We start from the raw sequence: 18,092 nt of genomic DNA on the forward strand, positions 1-18,092 counted from the left end.
CGCGCGTACATAATTATTTTGATACATGGCATCGGTTTTACATGTGTTCAGGAAACATGAAGGAGGTGAGATCCATGGCATCCCGTAAAGAAGTGGCTGACCTTGCCGGTGTTTCGGAAGCTACAGTATCCCGAGTTCTTAATGGCGTTGGTCCTATTAAAGAGGAAACCCGCCGTAAGGTCATTGAAGCTTCCGAGCAGTTGGGTTACGTGCCCAGCGCACTAGCCCGCAGCTTTGCGAGAAGCAAAAGCGGTAACCTTGGCGTGGTGTTGCCCTACGTTCCGAAGGCGCACTTGTTCTCGGCGTATTTCTTCTCGGAAATGCTGAGTGGCATTGGGAGCAAAGCCAGAGACAGCGGCATGGACTTGCTGGTCATGTTCAGGACACCGGGTGAAGTGATGAATTATACGGATCTGTTCCGCCGTCAGAAAGTGGATGCTTGCATCATTCTCGGCGCGCGAGATGATCATGGGGAACTGGCTGCCATGCAACAGCTTCAGCAGGAAGGGCATCCCTTTTGCATTATGAGCCAACACTTTGCAGGCGAATCATTCATGGAAGTGGATGCCGACCATGTGGAGGGCAGTAGGCTGGCAATCCGTCACCTTACCGATCAGGGCTACCGGAAAATTGCCTTTCTTAATGGTCCGGATAGTTATTCTAACAGTCAGGAGCGGCTTCAGGGCGTTCAAATCGGACTGAATGAGGCCGGAATGAATATGGATTCCAGTCTGTTGTTGGAAGGGAATTACGGCAGACGAAGCGGGGTGGAGGCAGCTGCCACCATTGCAGCCCGGCTTGACGAAATTGACGCTGTATTTGCTGCGAATGACCGGATGGCAATCGGTGTTATGCATGGTTTGCGTGAGCGTGGGATCAAGGTTCAGGATTTCCCCGCGTTTGTGGGTTACGATGACTCCGATGCGGCCGAGATGGCAGTTCCACCGCTGAGCAGCGTCAGGGTTCCCTTTTATGAAATGGGAGAACTGGCTGCATCCAAGCTTATTCATGGATCATTGGGGGCAACAGCTTCATCAGTGAATACCGAAGTTCCCTCAGAAACTGCAAGGCAGTTGTTGCCTACGGAACTGATCATCCGTGCCTCTTCAATTCGTAATTAATACATTGCTAGTTATATTCCAAAAGGAGGAAATGACCATGTCAAATCGTCTTCGTGTCGGAATGGTTGGATACAAATTTATGGGGAAAGCCCACAGCAACGCTTATCGCAGTCTGCCAATGTTTTTCCCGTCTGCCCCGCTGCAGCCGGAGATGTCTGTAATCTGCGGACGGAACGAGCAGAGAGTTCAGGAGGCCGCCAGCCAGTTCGGCTGGTCTGAAAGTGTAACGGATTGGCGTGAGCTGGTGCGGCGTGATGACATCGATCTGATCGATATTAATGCTCCGAGTGATGCCCATAAGGAAATCGCGCTGGAAGCCGCTCGCCAGGGTAAACATCTGTTCTGTGAAAAACCGCTGGCTTTGTCGCTAGCTGATTCGCGTGAAATGCTCCAGGCTGCTGAAGAAGCAGGGGTTGCACACATGGTCGGATTCAACTACCGTTTCTCTCCAGCAGTGCAGCTGGCTAAAGAGTTGGTGCAAAGCGGACGCCTAGGCAAAATCTATCATTTCCGAGCGTTTTTCCTTCAGGATTGGATCATGGACCCTTCGTTCCCGCTGGTATGGCGTCTGCAAAAGGAAGTAGCCGGTTCCGGCTCACATGGCGATCTTGGCGCACACCTAATTGATCTGGCACGTTTCCTGGTGGGTGAATTCAAGGAAGTAATTGGGATGAGCGAAACGTTCATTAAAGAGCGGCCGCTGGCTTCGGAAATGACCGGACTTAGTGCCAAAGGCAGTTCGAACGCAGATGCTCCGAAGGGCGAAGTGACGGTAGATGATGCCACTTTGTTCCTCGCACGATTTGCAGATGGTGCGTTGGGAAGCTTTGAGGCTACACGGTTTGCAGCAGGTCATCGCAGTACCAACTCGTTTGAAATCAATGGCAGTCTCGGTAGCGTCCGCTTTGATTTTGAACGGATGAATGAACTAGAAGTGTATTTTACGAAGGATGATGAAGATGTGCAGGGCTTCCGCCGTGTTCTGGCGACCGATCCGGCACACAAATATGCTGAGGCGTGGTGGCCTGCGGGACATACGATTGGATTCGAGCATACGTTCACACATGAAATGCTGGAGCTGGTGACTGCGATCTCCGAAGGACGGCAGCCTGAGCCAAGTTTCCATGATGGGGTTGCCTGTCAAGCGGTATTGGAAGCCGTTGAACGTTCCGTTACAGAGCGCCGATGGGTGTCGCTAGAAGAAATGTAAGCATTGAACCACTGAATTGTGAAGTGGACATCATGTTGACACTCATTTGAAATAAATAAGCTAGATTTAAGCTAGGATGTTGACCTCGGAGAGGTCTTGAGTTTGCGCAAGGTCCGATAGAGAATGACAATAACTTAACTTCCGGAAAGCGAGTGATAGGTGATGAGCAAAGCACTAATCGTATGGGGCGGCTGGGATGGACATGAACCAGAGCAGGTAGCAGCGATTTTTGAACGCATTTTGAAGGAAGAACAATTCGAGGTCGAAGTCTCAGATACACTGGAAGCTTATGCCGATGCAGAGAAACTGCTGGGTCTGGACCTAATCGTTCCGCTGTGGACAATGGGACAGATTGAACAGGAACTGGTCAATAACGTATCTGCGGCTGTTCAGAGCGGCGTAGGTCTTGCGGGTCTTCATGGCGGGATGTGTGATGCGTTCCGCAACAACGTCGACTGGCAGTTCATGACGGGTGGACAGTGGGTTGCGCATCCAGGGAACGACGGCGTGGAGTACACGGTAAACATGAAGCGTGGTTCCAGCCCTTTGCTGGATCATATTGAAGATTTCCAGGTGAAAAGCGAACAGTACTACCTGCACGTGGACCCTGCAGTGGAAGTGCTCGCAACAACACGTTTTCCTATTGTTAACGGTCCTCACGCAGCGAATGGCCCAGTAGATATGCCAGTCGTTTGGACCAAACGCTGGGGTGCAGGCCGTGTGTTCTACAACTCGCTCGGACACCATGCAGATATTGTGGAGATGAAACAGGTTACTGAGATGATGCGTAGTGGTTTCAAATGGACTGCAGCAGGCAAAGCTCTTGCGCAAAGCCGCAAGGACGCAGTGACTGAAGTTTACACAGGAATGGCTGATAACCAAAATCACTAATTTAATTTAAACCTAATTCATATCAGTTGAGATCAATTAATTGACCCACATAACAGCGGTCTTGAGTTGTTTTGGAAGCGCTATATCAAGTGGGAACACGAAGGGAGTCCAAGCATGAAAACAATGAAAGTAGGCATTATTGGCTGCGGTAAAATCAGCGGTATTTATATGGAGAACTGTCACCGATTTGAGGTGCTTGATCTTGTAGCGGTTGCAGATCTAGATCGGAACAGGGCAGAGGAGCAGGCGGCTGCCTATAATGTTCCTAACGTATACACGGTAGAGGAAATTTTGGCAGACCCTGAGATCGACCTGATTATCAATCTGACGATTCCTGCCGTTCATGCGGATGTATGTTTGCGGGCGCTCGAAGCAGGTAAACATGTCTACGTGGAAAAACCACTCGCTGTTACACGTGAAGAGGGTCAGGCGGTCCTGGAAACGGCCAAGCGCAAAGGTCTGCTGGTAGGCTGTGCGCCAGAGACGTTCTTTGGTTCAGGCATTCAGACGGCACTCAAAGTGGTAGAGGATGGTGTCATTGGCAAGCCTGTGGCAGCTACCGCATTCATGATGAGCCGTGGACATGAGCATTGGCATCCCGATCCGGAGTTCTACTATGCAGCCGGTGGCGGGCCGATGTTTGATATGGGGCCCTATTATCTGACTGCGCTCGTACAATTGCTGGGGCCAATCAAGTCAATTGCTGGCATGACGGGCAAAGCGATGGAACAGCGGACGATCACGAGTGAGAAAAAGCGGGGTCAGAGCATCCCTGTTGAAATTCCGACGCATGTAGCTGGATTGTTGCAATTTGAGCAGGGAGCTATCGGCACGCTGATTACGAGTTTTGACGTATTTGGCGGAAGTGTATTGCCACCGATTGAAGTATACGGCACCCATGGAACCTTACAGGTTCCTGATCCAAACACATTCGGCGGTCCAGTTCGTTACCGTTTGCTAGGTGATGAGGAATGGACTGAGGTACCGCTTCTGCCAGGATATCAGGAAAATACACGTGGCATCGGTGTTGCAGATATGGCTTATGCAGTGGGCAGCGGACGTGCTCATAGAGCAAGTGGAGAGCTGGCCTACCATGTGCTTGAAGCCATGTGGGCGTTCCATGATTCTTCGGATGAGCAGACTTTTTATAAAATGGACAGCACATGTCAGCGCCCAGCTGCACTGCCGGCAGATCTTCCATTATACACACTTGATCAATAATCGATTAAGTTAGAAGTATAGCCCTGACTCCCGATACGAGGGAAGCAGGGCTAATTTCATTTTATATCAAGGCATAATTAGGGTTCGAATCCGGCCTGGCTAATCCAGATTTCATCTTCCTCAAAATGCGCCTTCATTCGCTCGACTACCATTTTGTATGCCTCAGGACTGAACCAATCTTCCTTGTCAACTTGTTCGTAAAGTGGCTTCATGCCAAGTCTCCGGGTTCGCTTGCCCTCACTGCCATCTCCCATAAAGTAATCATCAATGCATATTCGATCAACAAGCGGCCTCAGAATGGCTGCAAAGCTTTCGCTGCTGGGCAATACTGGCGCAATAGCAGCTTGTGTAGGGATACCGGCATCTCGCAGTTGTTCCAGTGCACGCAATCTGCCGGCGATTGGCGGAGCTGCAGGACTGAACTGCTTGCGGATATCATCCAGATCCGTTTCCACGGTCATGCTAACACGGACCCGGTCACCCAACTTTTGCAGCAGATCGATATCTCGGGTCACCAATGGACTTCGGGTTTGAACCAATATAAAATCGGGTGGATGCTGGGCCATCACTTCTAGCAAAGACCGCGTGATTTGCTCCTTATATTCAACGGGCTGATACGGATCTGTACTGGATGACATAAAGAGAGTGACTTTACCTTTCGATTTGGCACGCTGCAGCTCCTTGGCAAGTACATTGGCGGCTTCCTGTTTCACATCAACCCAGCTTCCCCATGGCTCTTTGCGAAATAAAGATACGGGCATTTGCCTTACATAACAGTAGGAACAGCTAAAAGCGCAGCCTGTGTAGGGATTCAGCGTATGTGTATAACCATTAAGGAACCCGGATCCTTTGTTCAGCAACGTTTTGGGTACTTTGTATACCAAGCTGGTCTTCATGATTGATCACGCCTTTGTTCACGGTAATTGGCAGGTGTGCATCCTGTATGTTTTCGAAATACAGTAATAAAATATGCCGGATTGGCTATGCCGACCTGTCGACCGATATCTGTAACGGTAAGCCGGGTACTTTCAAGCAATTTCCGGGCTTCGGTAACTCTTTTTTCCTGAATATACTCTACCGGAGTTAGGCCAATAATCCGTTTGAACACCCGATGCAGATGATAGGGACTACCGTGACTCACATTTGCAAGAATATCTAGTGTTAGAGGCTCAGCAAAATGATGTTCAATATAGTCTGTTACAACAGAAATCCATTCCTGATCGGGGACTCGCTCTCCCGTTGGTTTGCACCGTTTGCATGGACGGAAATGTCGTGCCAATGCTTCTTCAAGATTGTTAAATATAGAGACATTCTCATATTTGGGTGCTTTCGACTTGCAGGAAGGTCTGCAAAAGATACCTGTTGTTTTGACACCGTAATAGAATTTTCCATCAAAGCTGCTGTCGTTGTGGATAATGGCATTCCACTGTTTGTCATCTATAGGAACAGAATCTGTTTGGTAGGGGCTGTGACTTTCCAAAAGAATCACCTCAAGTCTCATTATACCCCTGATTTATGGAGATCGACGATGTTTCAAGCAAAAACGCAAGATATCAATATGTTGGAAATGTACTTCCCTTCAATCTGAATGAAATATAGGCTACAATGTACAGGATGGCAAGCTGTTTAAGCGTGAAATTTATTTACGAAAGAGGTAGATTGAATGGTTCGTTTTGGAGTGGTAGGTACCAACTGGATTACAGAGAGGCTTCTTGAGGCCGCTGCACAAGTCGAAGGATTCGAATTGACTGCCGTGTACTCAAGAACTGAAGATAAAGCTAATGCATTTGCAGATCAATATCAGGCTGCACTTCGATTCACCAATTTGGAAGAGATGGCGACGAGTGATGGCCTCGATGCCGTGTACATTGCTACACCGAATACCTTCCATGCCGAGCAGGCAGAGTTGTTTTTGAGAAACGGCAAACATGTACTGTGCGAGAAGCCTTTGGCTGCCAATGGGGCAGAGGTCCATCGTATGATTGATACAGCGAAAGAACATGGAGTTCTGCTCATGGAGGCTATGAAATCGACCCTTGTTCCCTCGTTCAAAATGGTTCAATCTCACCTACATAAAATTGGCCCGGTACGTAAATATGTGGCGAGCTATTGCCAGTACTCTTCCCGGTACGACAAGTATAAAGAAGGAATCGTCCTGAATGCGTTCAAACCCGATCTTGCTAATGGAGCGTTAATGGATCTTGGTGTGTATTGTCTCTATCCATTGATTACGTTGTTTGGAGAGCCTAAACAAGTTCAGTCCCAGGCATTGATGCTGGAATCAGGGGTAGATGGACAAGGCAGTGTCATTCTGAATTATGATGAGATGGAAGCGGTAGTGACGTACTCGAAAATCTCCAATTCTCATGTTCCAAGCGAAATTATGGGCGAACGCGGCAGCATCATCATTGACAAAATTGGTTCACCCGAACATGCGGAGATACGCTACAATGATGGTACGGTGGAAAAACTCACTGCCGAGCAAATTTACCCGTCGATGTATTATGAGGTGGAGGAGTTTGTCAATCTGATTCAGCAGGGCAAAAAGGAATCGGATATGAACACGTATGAACGTTCCTATGTTACCATGCAGGTGATGGATCAGATCCGGCAGCAGATTGGTCTTGTTTTTCCTAACGATTAATTCTGGAAAGTGAGCTGAGACGAGATGAGCAGAGATGAGCAGAAGAGCAGAGTAGCCGGCCTGGAGCTGGCACAGATTATTTTTATCGGGCGAACCTTCGAGGAATATATGAAGATGTTCAACCTGACCGTAGAAGAGATTAAAGGTAAGTCCATTCTCGATTGTCCGGGTGGGGCTTGTTCATTCAGCAGCCATGCGCGAGAGTGCGGTGCAGAACCCATGGCAGCGGATATTGCCTATGAACATGAGATCGGCCAACTGGAAGTGAAGGGACTTCAGGATATTGAACATACGATGAAACAAATGAAACAAGTACAAGACAAATATAGATGGGATGATTTCGGTTCGATCGATGGCTTGAAAGAAGAACGTAGACGTGCAATCACCGACTGTGTGGCGGATATGAGACGTTTTCCTGACCGTTATGTGGCTTCTGTACTGCCGGAGTTACCTTTTGCCGATGAACAATTCGATCTGACATTGTCTGCGCATTTCCTGTTTACGTATGCAGATCGCCTGGATGCCGAATTCCATCTTCAGACGATCCTTGAGCTGTTGCGAGTGACCAAGCGGGAGCTGCGGGTTTTTCCTACAGTAGACTTGTCTGGCAAACGTTATGAGCATATGGATGAACTAAAGGCTATACTGGAAAAACGCGGATATATTACTTCTGAAGAGAAAACTTCATACGAATTCCAGCGGGGAGCACACACGATGCTCCATATTGTGAAATCCCGGTAAAAATACCTGAATTGCAACAACACAGACAGCACTTCATTCATGAAGGTTTTAATAAGATACGCATGACCAGAACAGGTTAGGAGGTTTTATCGGATGAAAAAAGTACTTATACTTGGTGGGACACGGTTCTTCGGCAAACGTCTGGTTGATCATTTACTGTGGGAAGGAAAGTCTCAAATCACGGTCGCAACTCGCGGCAAAACGGATGTAGACTTTGGACCTGAGGTCAACCGGATTAAAATGGATCGTGAAGACCCGAAATCTCTCGCCGAGGTTGCGCAGACCGACATGTGGGATATTGTCTATGACAACATCTGTTACTCGCCGGATGCGGCGAAGTCGGCTTGTGAAGCTTTTGCGGGACGTACCCAAAGATACATTTTGACATCAACGCTCTCGGTATATGGAGATCCCAAACCTGGATTTACGGAAGTCGATTTCGATCCGTACACCTATCCGGTGCAATATGGAAGCCATGAGAATTTCTCATATGGAGAGGGTAAACGGCTTGCGGAAGCTGTGTTTTTCCAGGAAGCGGATTTCCCGGTGGCGGCGATGCGCATTCCAATTGTACTCGGGATTGATGATTACACGCGAAGACTTCATTTTCATATTGAACATGTGCAAAAAGGAAAACCCATCGGCATGCCCAATCCGAACGCCGAGATTGGTTTCATCAATTCCACGGAGGCCGCGAGATTTCTCGCTTGGCTTGGACATTCATCCATTACAGGACCTGTGAATGCAGCGTCCAAAGGAGCTATAACTCTTTCCGCCATGATGCATCTGATCGAAACGGTAACAGGCATGCAATCACAGGTACTGACCGAAACGATCAAAGAAGACATGTCACCCTTTGGAATTTCGGAGTCCTGGACAATGGATACATCCAAAGCAGAGCAGGCAGGATATACGTTCGAAGCATTAATGGATTGGTTCCCGGGTTTAGTTCGGGAAGTCGCTCTGGCACTTCAATCCGAGGGATAAATTGAACTAAAGAATATTTACACTTGCCACTCCGATGACAGAACAACCTTCCGATCACTGTTATCCCCAGATTTTTTGGATTCCCTTTTTTCAAAGGGGAAAATCCGGGGATAAAGGCGAACGCTCCGCTTCTTCAGGTTATTTCTGTCCTCTACGTTCTTGTGTAAATGCTTAGTTCAATTTATATAGATTCCATATATAAGAGGTACATTTCATACAAAGAAAACAGGACGCAATCAGAGAGATATTCTCCGATGCGTCCTGTTTGTATTTGCTTCAACTAAACAGTTTCTCTCGAGACAGGGTTGATCTTCAATTGATTTTCCTCTTTATTCGCAAGGTACAGAGGCCGAAGCGCGAATACGCAGCTCAGATGGCATAATGACGGTCTGTGGTTCCTCAGGAGCCTTGCCTTCAATTCGGTCGATCAACATTTGCATGCCGATGGCACCGAAATCATAAGCAGGCTGTGCAGCAACGGTGAGAAAGGGATCAAAGGCAGAAGCCAAGTCCAGATCATCAAAACAGACGACCGAGATGTCTTCAGGCACACGAAGCCCCCGTTTACGTAAAAGTCGAATGACGCCTATGGCGAGCATATTGTTTGCTGCAAATATGGCTGTAGGTTTGTGCTGATGTGCAAGTAAACTGTCGATACCCACTTCATCGCTGAAATCCCGGTAGCCTGTTCGAAGGATTAAGCCTTCATCAAAAGGCAGCTCGGCTTCCCGAAGCCCCTCCATGTATCCTTTTTCTCGCAGCCGCGCAGTCGAAACCTCGGAAGAACCATTAACCAGAGCAATGCAGCGATGTCCGAGATTCGTCAGATAACGAATCAATTGAAGCGCCCCATCTCGGCTGTCCCCGGCGATAACGTCAGATGTGATTCCCGGGACAGTGCGGTCCAAAATAACAAACGGAATGTTACGTTCCTGCAGCTGCTTCAAGTGATTCAGTGAGCGATCTCCTGCAGGTGCAAACAGTACACCATCGACGCGAGTCGATAGAATGGTTTCCACATAATTTTTCTCCTTGTCGTAATCCTCGTCGCTATTGCTGAACAAGAGGCGATAACCACGCAGATTGGCAGCGTCCTCAGCCCCCCGCGCCAGAGTTGTATAGAAGGGGTTGGTAATATCCGTAATCAGCAGTGACAGCATCTGGGTCCGTTGCAGCACAAGACTGCGTGCATTGGAGTTGGGAATGTAACCAAGTTCCTCAATGACCTGTTGTACACGCTCGCGTGTCGCCGGGCTGATGCGACCTGTTTGATTAATGACTTTGGAGACGGTCATGGCGGAGACGTTGGCTTTTTTGGCAATATCATAAATGGTAATCAATAGGATCTAACCTTTCCGCAACATAGTCTTTCCATTCTATAGGATAATGCCGATTGACAGCAACATAGGCTCATGATATCTTAGGGTTACCGATAACCCTAATCGTAAAAAAGTTGATTTATTTCAGTATAACCGCTCTTCATTTTTGCTCACATCGCTTCCTTCATATTCCATAACAGGACAGCATAACGGAGTCAATAATATAGAGCGGTTTATTAAATTAAGTATTTGTAAACGCATTCATAATAAGAAAAAGAATTGACCGTTGGCATGCAATGGTAGTGTGTTACCTCGGGTATCGGTGAAGAGAAGGAACAGAATCCCTAATTTGCCCCATCAAACTGCACACGGACCAGTCACAAGTAATTCGTACCTATTCTATGAAACCATTGAAGGAGGACGTTTTAGTATGACACATCAGGATTATCGTTATAAACAGGCATTTCCCAAGATTGGTATTCGTCCCACGATTGACGGAAGACGCAAGGGTGTTCGCGAATCATTGGAAGAGCAGACGATGCGCATGGCGACGTCCGTTGCCGAGCTGCTCGCAGCAGAACTTCGGTATCCCGATGGATCGCCGATAGAATGCGTCATTGCCGAGTCCTGTATTGGCGGTGTGAACGAGGCAACGGCAGCAGCGGAACTATTCAGTCGTTCCAACGTGGGCGTGACCATTACCGTTACGCCTTGCTGGTGTTATGGGACAGAAACGATGGATATGTCTCCTTCCATTCCTACGGCGATCTGGGGCTTTAACGGAACCGAACGTCCGGGCGCAGTATATCTGGCAGCAGTACTCTCTGCCCATGCACAGAAGGGGATTCCGGCCTTTGGTATCTATGGCGAGGATGTTCAGGATGGAGGAGATACGACGATTCCTGATGACGTTCGTGAGAAATTGCTGCGCTTCAGCCGTGCGGGTCTTGCCGCTGCAACTTTGAAGGGACGTGCTTATCTGTCTATCGGCTCGGTATCAATGGGCATTGCCGGCTCCATCGTGAACGATTCTTTTTTCCAGGAGTATCTGGGCATGCGGAACGAATATGTGGATATGAGTGAACTTACTCGTCGTATAGAAGAAGAAATCTACGATCCTGAGGAGTATAAGCTGGCGCTAGCTTGGGTGAAGGAGAACTGTAGTGAAGGACCGGATAACAATGCTGCCCATCTGCAGACAGATCGCAAACGCAAAGAGTATGAATGGGAAACGGTAGTCAAAATGACGCAGATCGTACGTGATCTGATGGCTGGAAATCCGAAGCTTGCGGAGCTGGGATTCACTGAGGAATCCATGGGCCACCACGCGATTGTCTCCGGGTTTCAGGGACAACGACAATGGACGGATCATTCACCAAACGGAGATTTTCTGGAATCCATCCTGAATTCTTCCTTTGACTGGAATGGCAAACGCTCGCCTTATCTGGTGGCAACAGAGAACGACAGCCTGAATGGTGTGTCGATGTTATTTGGTTCCCTACTTACACATACCGCGCAGATCTTCGCAGATGTACGCACCTATTGGAGCCCGGATTCGGTAAAACGCGTGACAGGGCATCAGCTGGAAGGAAACGCAAAGGACGGTATTCTGCATCTGATCAACTCCGGTTCTGCGGCATTGGATGGTACAGGGCAACAATCAAGAGCGGGTGAGCCTGTGCTTAAGCCTTTCTGGGAAATTACAGACGAAGAGGTTCAGGACTGCCTGAAAGCCACCTCATGGCGGCCGGCATCCGTGGAATATTTCCGGGGCGGCGGCTATTCGGCTGATTTCCTGACCAAAGGAGGCATGCCTGTTACGATGACGCGTCTCAATTTGGTTAAAGGACTCGGTCCGGTACTGCAAGTGGCTCAAGGTTACACCGTCGACCTGCCTGAGGATGTGCATGATACGCTGGATCAGCGGACAGATCCGACTTGGCCGTCCACTTGGTTTGCACCTGTTCTGACGGGCTCAGGGGCTTTTACTTCGGTCTATGAAGTAATGAATCAATGGGGCGCGAACCATGGTTCCATCTCTTATGGACATATCGGAGCAGATCTCCTGACACTGGCCTCCATGCTTCGTATCCCGGTCAGTATGCATAATGTACCGGAATCTGAGATTTTCCGTCCACGTGCCTGGGGACTGTTCGGCACAAGTGAACCGGAAAGTGCCGATTACCGGGCATGCAGCGTCTTTGGACCGTTGTATCGTTAACCTCCAAACGGCTTGTCGCGGAAGGGAAGGAGGCATGAGAGATGGGAACTCAAGCAACACATGTGCTTGCTGCCGATTACGGCGCCGGAAGCGGCCGGGTGGTCCGTGGGACTTTTGACGGGAGCAAGCTTTCGTTAGAGGAAGTGCATCGATTCAGTAACGATCCTGTACACCTAGGGGATGGATTGTACTGGGATTTCCTGCGACTTTTCCACGAACTGAAACAAGGGATTGTAAAGGGCATGCAAGGCATCTCCCAACCGGTCCGTTCCATTGCTGTGGATACGTGGGGAGTCGACTATGGATTGGTGGACGGGGCGGGAAGATTATGCTTCAACCCCCGCCATTACCGGGAATCGCGTAATGCGAAGTGGATGGAAGAAGCTCTGCGCATGGTGAATGAAGAAGAGCTGTATTCCTTGTCCGGTGTCCTGCCACAACAGATAAATACGGTATTTCAACTACTTGGAAGTGTGCGCGAGCACTCGGAAGGTCTGCGGCCAGATGTGCGCATGTTATTGATGCCGGATTTGTTTAACTATTATCTATCTGGTCAACAGGCCTGCGAGTACACAATTGCCAGTACAAGCGGACTATTGCATGCCGGAGAGGCCCGTTGGAATGAACAGTTGATCGGCCGGCTGGGTATTCCGGAGTCGCTATTCCCACCTCTCGTACAGCCAGGAACGGTGCTTGGGCAGTTAACGGATGAGCTGCGTTCAGAGTTGAAGACTGGACCGATGCAAGTGATATCTGTAGGTTCACATGATACAGCATCTGCATTGGCAGCCATTCCTGCGACAGATTCGGAATTTGCCTTTATTAGCTGTGGCACCTGGTCACTCATGGGCGTGGAACGCGACAGTCCTGTATTGGATAATCGTAGTCGTCAACTAGGGTTCACCAATGAGGGCACGGTAAATGGCAAAGTACGAACCTTGAAGAATCGATCAGGCCTGTGGTTATTGCAGGAGTGCAAACGGCAGTGGGAACGGGAGAATCAACGTTTTACCCATGAGGAACTGGTCCTGCTCGCTGCTTCGGCAACCGCTCATCAATGTTATGTATCACCCGGAGATAAGGTGTATTTGGCACCAGGCGACATGCCAGAGCGAATTAGGCAACAGTGCAGTGCCAGCGGGCAAGCAATACCCGAAACGATTGGAGCCATTGCGCGTTGTATACTCGAAAGTTTAGCACTGGAGTTCAGACAGACTCTGGATGAACTGGAGCTAATTACAGGCACTCGGCCACGGGTGATTCATATGGTCGGTGGCGGTGTGCATAATCGCTTATTGTGCCAATTTACGGCTAATGCAGCAGGTATTCCGGTGATAGCGGGTCCTGCAGAGGCAACTTCAGCCGGAAATTGCATGCTGCAATTCCTGGCACATGGCGAAGTGAGCAGTTTGTCCGAGGTGCGAGAAGTTATGGCTTCTTCCTTTTCTCCCGAAACCTATGAGCCAGAAGACACCGCAAGGTGGCAGGAAGCCTACGTAAGATACCAAAACCTGAATCAAACATTGGCGAGCAGATCTAATTAGACGAGCATTTTGTAAAATGCTTAAAAAGAAAAGTCAAAGGAGTGGAGCAGAACATGTCTGAACAACATGTAAGGGAAGAATTGACCAAATATGCCCGCAGAGCGGTTGCTCAGGGACTGGTGGTTGGACCTGGGGGGAATCTTAGCGCCCGTTCCGAAGGAACGATGCTTCTTTCGCCGAGTGGTTACGCACTAGAGGATCTGGAACCTGACGAATGGATCGCGATTGATATTGCGACAGGAGAGACACGTGCCGGATCAACACGCCCTTCCTCCGAGGTGTTGATGCATCTGTATAGCTATCGGGTCAATCCTGATATTCAAGCCATTGTGCATACACATCCGGCATACACCATCGCCCTGAGTCTCGTTTTCGATGAATTGCCTCATTTGTTCCCTGATCAGTCAGCACTGGTGGGCGATATTGGCTTTGTCCCTTATGTTCTGCCCACGACCAAACTTCTTGCTGATGCGGTGGCTGCCAAGGTTGAAGAGCACACAGCGCTCATTCTGGTTAACCACGGATTGGTCACGACAGGTAAAAACTTGCGCGAAGCCTACTACCGCACCCAGGTGGTGGAGGAAAGCGCCAAGGTGTACATGATCGCCAAGGCAGCAGGGGAGCCTAAAGTGCTTACTGCGGAAGAATACAAGGAGATCCAATCTCTTGAAAGTGAAGCTTACCGCGTACAGCTACTGCAACAACTTAAGTCATAGGCGCTCCCATCCGGGTTACATTTGATTTATACCTCGGGCACATTCGGCTATATTTTGTATTAATTGCTTATATAAAAGCACTCATTTTGACCCATAATCATCCAATAGTCCCTAATACAATAACTAACTTTTTTCGACAAGTATTGCATATCCCGAAATACCGAGTATAATACTGGGTAAATAGATGCAAAGGGGATGCAATAAACGATGAAAACACATTCTGAATTGAACTCACTTCTTGTTGACGATTATCTGGATCTCCTGAACATAGCGAAACAGCTAGGTGATGAGGAGTGGAAAGAGGCCATTCTGCAAGCATTGAAAGAAGAAGTGGATGCTAATCATCATCTGGATTCAACCGAGGTCAGACAAGATCTTTGGACTCAATTTGAAGGTATTAACGAACAGATGCATGACCTGTTAATGCAACTGAAAAATGCCGATGGTTCTGAAGAGAAAGAACAGATTATTGAAGCCATTTGGGGACTGAAAGTGGACCGCCATGCCATTACTCGCAAACTTGAAACCATGAGCCGTGCCAGCGCTGGACATCAATAAAGCTCTATCGTTTATTATAAAAAAATAAAAACCCGCGTGCCGCCCTAATGGAATTAATATTTCATGGGTTGGCATGCGGGTTTTGTCTTTGTTGCTGTACTTGTTCTAATTAAGGGTTAGAACTGTTTAGCGAGTGTACGTGCCTCTTCTATAGCTTGCTGTTTGATCTCATCTGCGCGTTCCTTATATTGGTTATGTCCTTCCACAAAAATGCCTTCAAGCTTCGGAACACCCAGGAAAGACATAATAATGCTCAGGTAACGATGACCGGATTCCATTTGGGCCGCAGGTCCTTCAGAATAAATGCCACCACGGGCCTGAATATGCAGTGCTTTTTTGTTGGAAAGCAATCCAACCGGGCCCTGTTCCGTATAACGGAACGTTTTACCAGCTACACAGATGGAGTCGATATAAGCTTTCATAATTGGAGGAAAGGAGAAGTTCCACATCGGTGTTACAAAAACATATTTGTCTGCAGAGGCAAATTGATCGGATAATTCATTCAATCGTTGGACCTTAGCCTGTTCTTCAGAAGTCAATTCGCTACCGGATTGAAGTTTCCCCCAACCACTGAACACATCTGCATCAATATGAGGAATATCTGAGCGATATAGATCCAGATGAATAACCTCATCCGAGGGATGGCTTTCACGATATGCATCCACAAACGCTTTACCTGCAGCCATGCTGAAGGAAGTTTCATGATCATGAGGATGGGCAGTAATATACAATAATGTAGACATACGGTTCTTCCTCTCTATGATGTTTTTTTTGCCAAAAAGGGCCCACATTAATAAGCGACCGATGTAGTATGCATCGTTTGTAACGTTTTATACCTGGATAGTGACCTGGTACTCAATCATGTATAATACATTAGTGTAAGGTGAATTCGAACGATAATAGGAATGAGTGAGATGAGCGCATATGGGAATGGATCTGGAGAAACAACGATTAAGCATTGAAGCAGCGAAATTGTATTATCAGTCGGATTACAGCCAGCAGGATATTGCGGTCAGGCTGGGAGTGTCACGTCCAACGGTATCACGGTTACTTCAATATGCGAAAGATCGCGGTTACGTTCGCATTGAAATTATGGACCCACTGGAGGATATCGACATTATCGCCGGGGAACTCAAGGCCAAGTATAATCTGGATACTGCGCTTGTATGTTTTGCCCCGTTGAAGAGTGATGAAGAAATATTAAAACATATTAGTAAGAGAGCAGCAGATTACTTACAGGATACGGTGCAAGATGCGGACATTATTGGCGTAACCTGGGGGACAACAATGAACGCCGTAGCCCGTCAGCTTCGTCCAAAGCAGGTCAAAGGCGTGGAAGTTGTTCAACTTAAGGGAGGCGTAAGCCATTCCCATGTGAATACGTATGCGGCAGAGATTGTTCATTTATTTGCTGAAGCTTTCCATACGGTTCCCCGATATTTGCCTTTGCCCGTGATCTTCGACAATATTGAAGTCAAAAAAATGGTAGAAGCAGACCGACATATTGGCAGGATTGTGGAGCTTGGCCGACAGGCGAATATTGCCATGTTTACTGTAGGTACAGTGAAGGAAGATGCACTTTTGTTCAGACTGGGGTACTTTAATGAAGAAGAACAGCAATTGCTGATGCATTCAGGTGCGGGTGACATTTGTTCACGTTTTTTTGATGCCGAGGGTCGGTTGATCAGTGAAGAAATTAACAACAGAACCGTCGGAATTGATCTGGCCGAGCTGCGAAATAAGGAAAAATCGATTCTCGTGGCCGGGGGAAAGCGTAAAATAGAAGCCATTCATGCTGCGCTCAAAGGCCATTACGCCAACATTTTGGTAACAGACCAATACACAGCTCAGGCTTTGCTCCGATTATAATTCAATGGATGACAACATCTGCCACGCGACATGGGCGGATGTTTTGCTTTCTTAGGCAGAAGCTATATTGTACGATTTCATCCCGGTGAGGGAAGCCTTTTGTTTAATGAAGTTTCCATGGAATGTGTTAAGATTTCAATGATGAACAAAAGTTCATATTGATTTTTACATATGTTCATGTTAGGGTAGGGATATAGAAAATAACTAGTTCAGATAAGGGGAGATTTAAATGACTACACCACAATTAGCCAAAATGATAGATCATACCTTGCTTCGTGCAGATGCAACACAAAGTGAAATGGCCAAATTGACCGAAGAAGCGAAACAATATCAATTTGCTTCTGTATGTGTTAACCCGGGCTGGGTTGCTTATGCTGCTGAACAGCTTCAAGGTACTGGCGTAGATATTTGTACCGTTATTGGTTTCCCTCTGGGAGCTTCCACTTCCGAGACCAAAGCGTTCGAAACCAAAGACGCCATCGCCAAAGGTGCTACTGAGGTGGATATGGTCATCAACATTAGTGCTCTGAAAGACGGCAAAGATGACGTTGTGGAACAGGATATCCGTGCAGTTGTTGAAGCAGCAGCGGGTAAAGCTTTGGTGAAAGTCATTATTGAAACTTGTCTGTTGACGGATGAAGAGAAAGTACGTGCATGTCAGGCAGCAGTAAAAGCTGGAACTGATTTTGTCAAAACGTCCACAGGTTTCTCTACGGGTGGAGCAACACCAGAAGATATCGCTTTGATGCGTCGTACCGTAGGTCCAGATGTAGGCGTTAAAGCTTCCGGCGGCGTGCGTAGTCTGGAAGACATGCAAAAAATGATCGATGCAGGAGCAACTCGGATTGGCGCAAGTTCCGGTGTGAAAATCATGCAAGGCGAACAATCTACATCTAATTATTAAATCGTGAGTAACTTAGCTCGATAAATTCCACTAGATGGAATGCTTAGATGCTTTAAAAGGGTTTAACTTGTTCTTCATATCTATAAATGGATGTGGAGAACAAGTTTTAAAGCTGATCCAAATTTTCTATATTTTTAATTAAAACA

General features: G+C 47.8%; 17 protein-coding genes. 13 read left to right on the top strand and 4 right to left on the bottom strand.

Features of this window, described 5'->3' with window-relative positions:
* Nucleotides 1-74 precede the first annotated feature (74 nt).
* From ACDJ58_RS14280 to ACDJ58_RS14295, 4 genes are all read left to right on the top strand, one after another.
* Nucleotides 75-1,121: a LacI family DNA-binding transcriptional regulator gene (locus ACDJ58_RS14280; RefSeq protein ID WP_413378966.1), complete on the top strand. Its 1,047-nt coding sequence runs from the start codon at nt 75-77 to the stop codon at nt 1,119-1,121.
* 37 nt (nt 1,122-1,158) lie between these two features.
* The gene (locus ACDJ58_RS14285; protein WP_413378968.1) at nt 1,159-2,331 is read left to right on the top strand and encodes a Gfo/Idh/MocA family protein; all 1,173 of its coding nucleotides are present in this window, start codon (nt 1,159-1,161) and stop codon (nt 2,329-2,331) included.
* A gap of 162 nt (nt 2,332-2,493) precedes the next feature.
* A complete protein-coding gene (locus ACDJ58_RS14290) occupies nt 2,494-3,222 on the top strand; it encodes a ThuA domain-containing protein (protein WP_413378970.1) in 729 nt (242 codons plus the stop codon).
* Nucleotides 3,223-3,336: 114 nt separating this feature from the next.
* On the top strand, nt 3,337-4,443 hold the full coding sequence (locus ACDJ58_RS14295; RefSeq protein ID WP_413378972.1) for a Gfo/Idh/MocA family protein: 1,107 nt from the start codon (nt 3,337-3,339) through the stop codon (nt 4,441-4,443).
* Between the two features lie 77 nt (nt 4,444-4,520).
* Here the strand turns inward: ACDJ58_RS14295 and ACDJ58_RS14300 are convergent, their stop codons facing one another.
* Together ACDJ58_RS14300 and ACDJ58_RS14305 are read right to left on the bottom strand one after the other, a co-directional pair.
* Entirely contained in the window at nt 4,521-5,339 is an 819-nt protein-coding gene (locus ACDJ58_RS14300) for a radical SAM protein (RefSeq protein ID WP_413378974.1), read from the bottom strand.
* Complete coding sequence (locus ACDJ58_RS14305) at nt 5,336-5,932, bottom strand: bifunctional transcriptional activator/DNA repair enzyme AdaA (RefSeq protein ID WP_413379668.1); 597 nt, start codon at nt 5,930-5,932, stop codon at nt 5,336-5,338. Before ACDJ58_RS14305 ends, ACDJ58_RS14300 begins: the two co-directional genes overlap by 4 nt.
* Nucleotides 5,933-6,106: 174 nt before the next feature.
* Between ACDJ58_RS14305 and ACDJ58_RS14310 the strand changes: the two genes are divergently transcribed.
* From ACDJ58_RS14310 to ACDJ58_RS14320, 3 genes are all read left to right on the top strand, one after another.
* Nucleotides 6,107-7,087: a Gfo/Idh/MocA family protein gene (locus tag ACDJ58_RS14310; protein WP_413378976.1), complete on the top strand. Its 981-nt coding sequence runs from the start codon at nt 6,107-6,109 to the stop codon at nt 7,085-7,087.
* Nucleotides 7,088-7,111: 24 nt separating this feature from the next.
* Nucleotides 7,112-7,828, top strand: a complete 717-nt coding sequence (locus ACDJ58_RS14315) for an SAM-dependent methyltransferase (RefSeq protein ID WP_413378978.1) — start codon at nt 7,112-7,114, stop codon at nt 7,826-7,828.
* 93 nt (nt 7,829-7,921) lie between these two features.
* Entirely contained in the window at nt 7,922-8,815 is an 894-nt protein-coding gene (locus ACDJ58_RS14320; RefSeq protein WP_413378980.1) for an NAD-dependent epimerase/dehydratase family protein, read from the top strand.
* Between the two features lie 329 nt (nt 8,816-9,144).
* Here the strand turns inward: ACDJ58_RS14320 and ACDJ58_RS14325 are convergent, their stop codons facing one another.
* Nucleotides 9,145-10,155, bottom strand: coding sequence for a LacI family DNA-binding transcriptional regulator (locus ACDJ58_RS14325; RefSeq protein ID WP_413378982.1), 1,011 nt, complete (start codon nt 10,153-10,155; stop codon nt 9,145-9,147).
* A gap of 409 nt (nt 10,156-10,564) precedes the next feature.
* Between ACDJ58_RS14325 and ACDJ58_RS14330 the strand changes: the two genes are divergently transcribed.
* From ACDJ58_RS14330 to ACDJ58_RS14345, 4 genes are all read left to right on the top strand, one after another.
* A complete protein-coding gene (locus ACDJ58_RS14330; RefSeq protein WP_413378984.1) occupies nt 10,565-12,355 on the top strand; it encodes an L-fucose isomerase in 1,791 nt (596 codons plus the stop codon).
* Nucleotides 12,356-12,396: 41 nt separating this feature from the next.
* Nucleotides 12,397-13,899, top strand: a complete 1,503-nt coding sequence (locus ACDJ58_RS14335; protein ID WP_413378986.1) for a rhamnulokinase — start codon at nt 12,397-12,399, stop codon at nt 13,897-13,899.
* 53 nt (nt 13,900-13,952) lie between these two features.
* Complete coding sequence (locus ACDJ58_RS14340) at nt 13,953-14,615, top strand: class II aldolase/adducin family protein (RefSeq protein WP_413378988.1); 663 nt, start codon at nt 13,953-13,955, stop codon at nt 14,613-14,615.
* A 207-nt stretch (nt 14,616-14,822) separates the two neighbouring features.
* Complete coding sequence (locus ACDJ58_RS14345; RefSeq protein ID WP_413378990.1) at nt 14,823-15,173, top strand: hypothetical protein; 351 nt, start codon at nt 14,823-14,825, stop codon at nt 15,171-15,173.
* Nucleotides 15,174-15,289: 116 nt separating this feature from the next.
* Here the strand turns inward: ACDJ58_RS14345 and ACDJ58_RS14350 are convergent, their stop codons facing one another.
* Nucleotides 15,290-15,916, bottom strand: coding sequence for an FMN-dependent NADH-azoreductase (locus ACDJ58_RS14350; RefSeq protein WP_413378992.1), 627 nt, complete (start codon nt 15,914-15,916; stop codon nt 15,290-15,292).
* Between the two features lie 187 nt (nt 15,917-16,103).
* Between ACDJ58_RS14350 and ACDJ58_RS14355 the strand changes: the two genes are divergently transcribed.
* Entirely contained in the window at nt 16,104-17,042 is a 939-nt protein-coding gene (locus tag ACDJ58_RS14355) for a sugar-binding transcriptional regulator (RefSeq protein ID WP_090996297.1), read from the top strand.
* Nucleotides 17,043-17,271: 229 nt separating this feature from the next.
* Entirely contained in the window at nt 17,272-17,946 is a 675-nt protein-coding gene (gene deoC / locus ACDJ58_RS14360; RefSeq protein ID WP_413378994.1) for a deoxyribose-phosphate aldolase, read from the top strand.
* The last annotated feature ends 146 nt before the right edge of the window (nt 17,947-18,092 follow it).

The organism is Paenibacillus taichungensis, assembly GCF_047302525.1.
Taxonomy (GTDB): domain Bacteria; phylum Bacillota; class Bacilli; order Paenibacillales; family Paenibacillaceae; genus Paenibacillus; species Paenibacillus taichungensis_B.

Coding starts and splice junctions, on each gene's coding strand:
- ACDJ58_RS14340 (WP_413378988.1), top strand. CDS start 13,953: ATGTCTGAACAACATGTAAGGGAAGAATTGACCAAATATGCCCGCAGA.
- ACDJ58_RS14285 (WP_413378968.1), top strand. CDS start 1,159: ATGTCAAATCGTCTTCGTGTCGGAATGGTTGGATACAAATTTATGGGG.
- ACDJ58_RS14320 (WP_413378980.1), top strand. CDS start 7,922: ATGAAAAAAGTACTTATACTTGGTGGGACACGGTTCTTCGGCAAACGT.
- ACDJ58_RS14355 (WP_090996297.1), top strand. CDS start 16,104: ATGGATCTGGAGAAACAACGATTAAGCATTGAAGCAGCGAAATTGTAT.
- ACDJ58_RS14335 (WP_413378986.1), top strand. CDS start 12,397: ATGGGAACTCAAGCAACACATGTGCTTGCTGCCGATTACGGCGCCGGA.
- ACDJ58_RS14330 (WP_413378984.1), top strand. CDS start 10,565: ATGACACATCAGGATTATCGTTATAAACAGGCATTTCCCAAGATTGGT.
- ACDJ58_RS14280 (WP_413378966.1), top strand. CDS start 75: ATGGCATCCCGTAAAGAAGTGGCTGACCTTGCCGGTGTTTCGGAAGCT.
- ACDJ58_RS14315 (WP_413378978.1), top strand. CDS start 7,112: ATGAGCAGAGATGAGCAGAAGAGCAGAGTAGCCGGCCTGGAGCTGGCA.
- ACDJ58_RS14350 (WP_413378992.1), bottom strand. CDS start 15,916: ATGTCTACATTATTGTATATTACTGCCCATCCTCATGATCATGAAACT.
- ACDJ58_RS14310 (WP_413378976.1), top strand. CDS start 6,107: ATGGTTCGTTTTGGAGTGGTAGGTACCAACTGGATTACAGAGAGGCTT.
- ACDJ58_RS14300 (WP_413378974.1), bottom strand. CDS start 5,339: ATGAAGACCAGCTTGGTATACAAAGTACCCAAAACGTTGCTGAACAAA.
- deoC (WP_413378994.1), top strand. CDS start 17,272: ATGACTACACCACAATTAGCCAAAATGATAGATCATACCTTGCTTCGT.
- ACDJ58_RS14295 (WP_413378972.1), top strand. CDS start 3,337: ATGAAAACAATGAAAGTAGGCATTATTGGCTGCGGTAAAATCAGCGGT.
- ACDJ58_RS14345 (WP_413378990.1), top strand. CDS start 14,823: ATGAAAACACATTCTGAATTGAACTCACTTCTTGTTGACGATTATCTG.
- ACDJ58_RS14290 (WP_413378970.1), top strand. CDS start 2,494: ATGAGCAAAGCACTAATCGTATGGGGCGGCTGGGATGGACATGAACCA.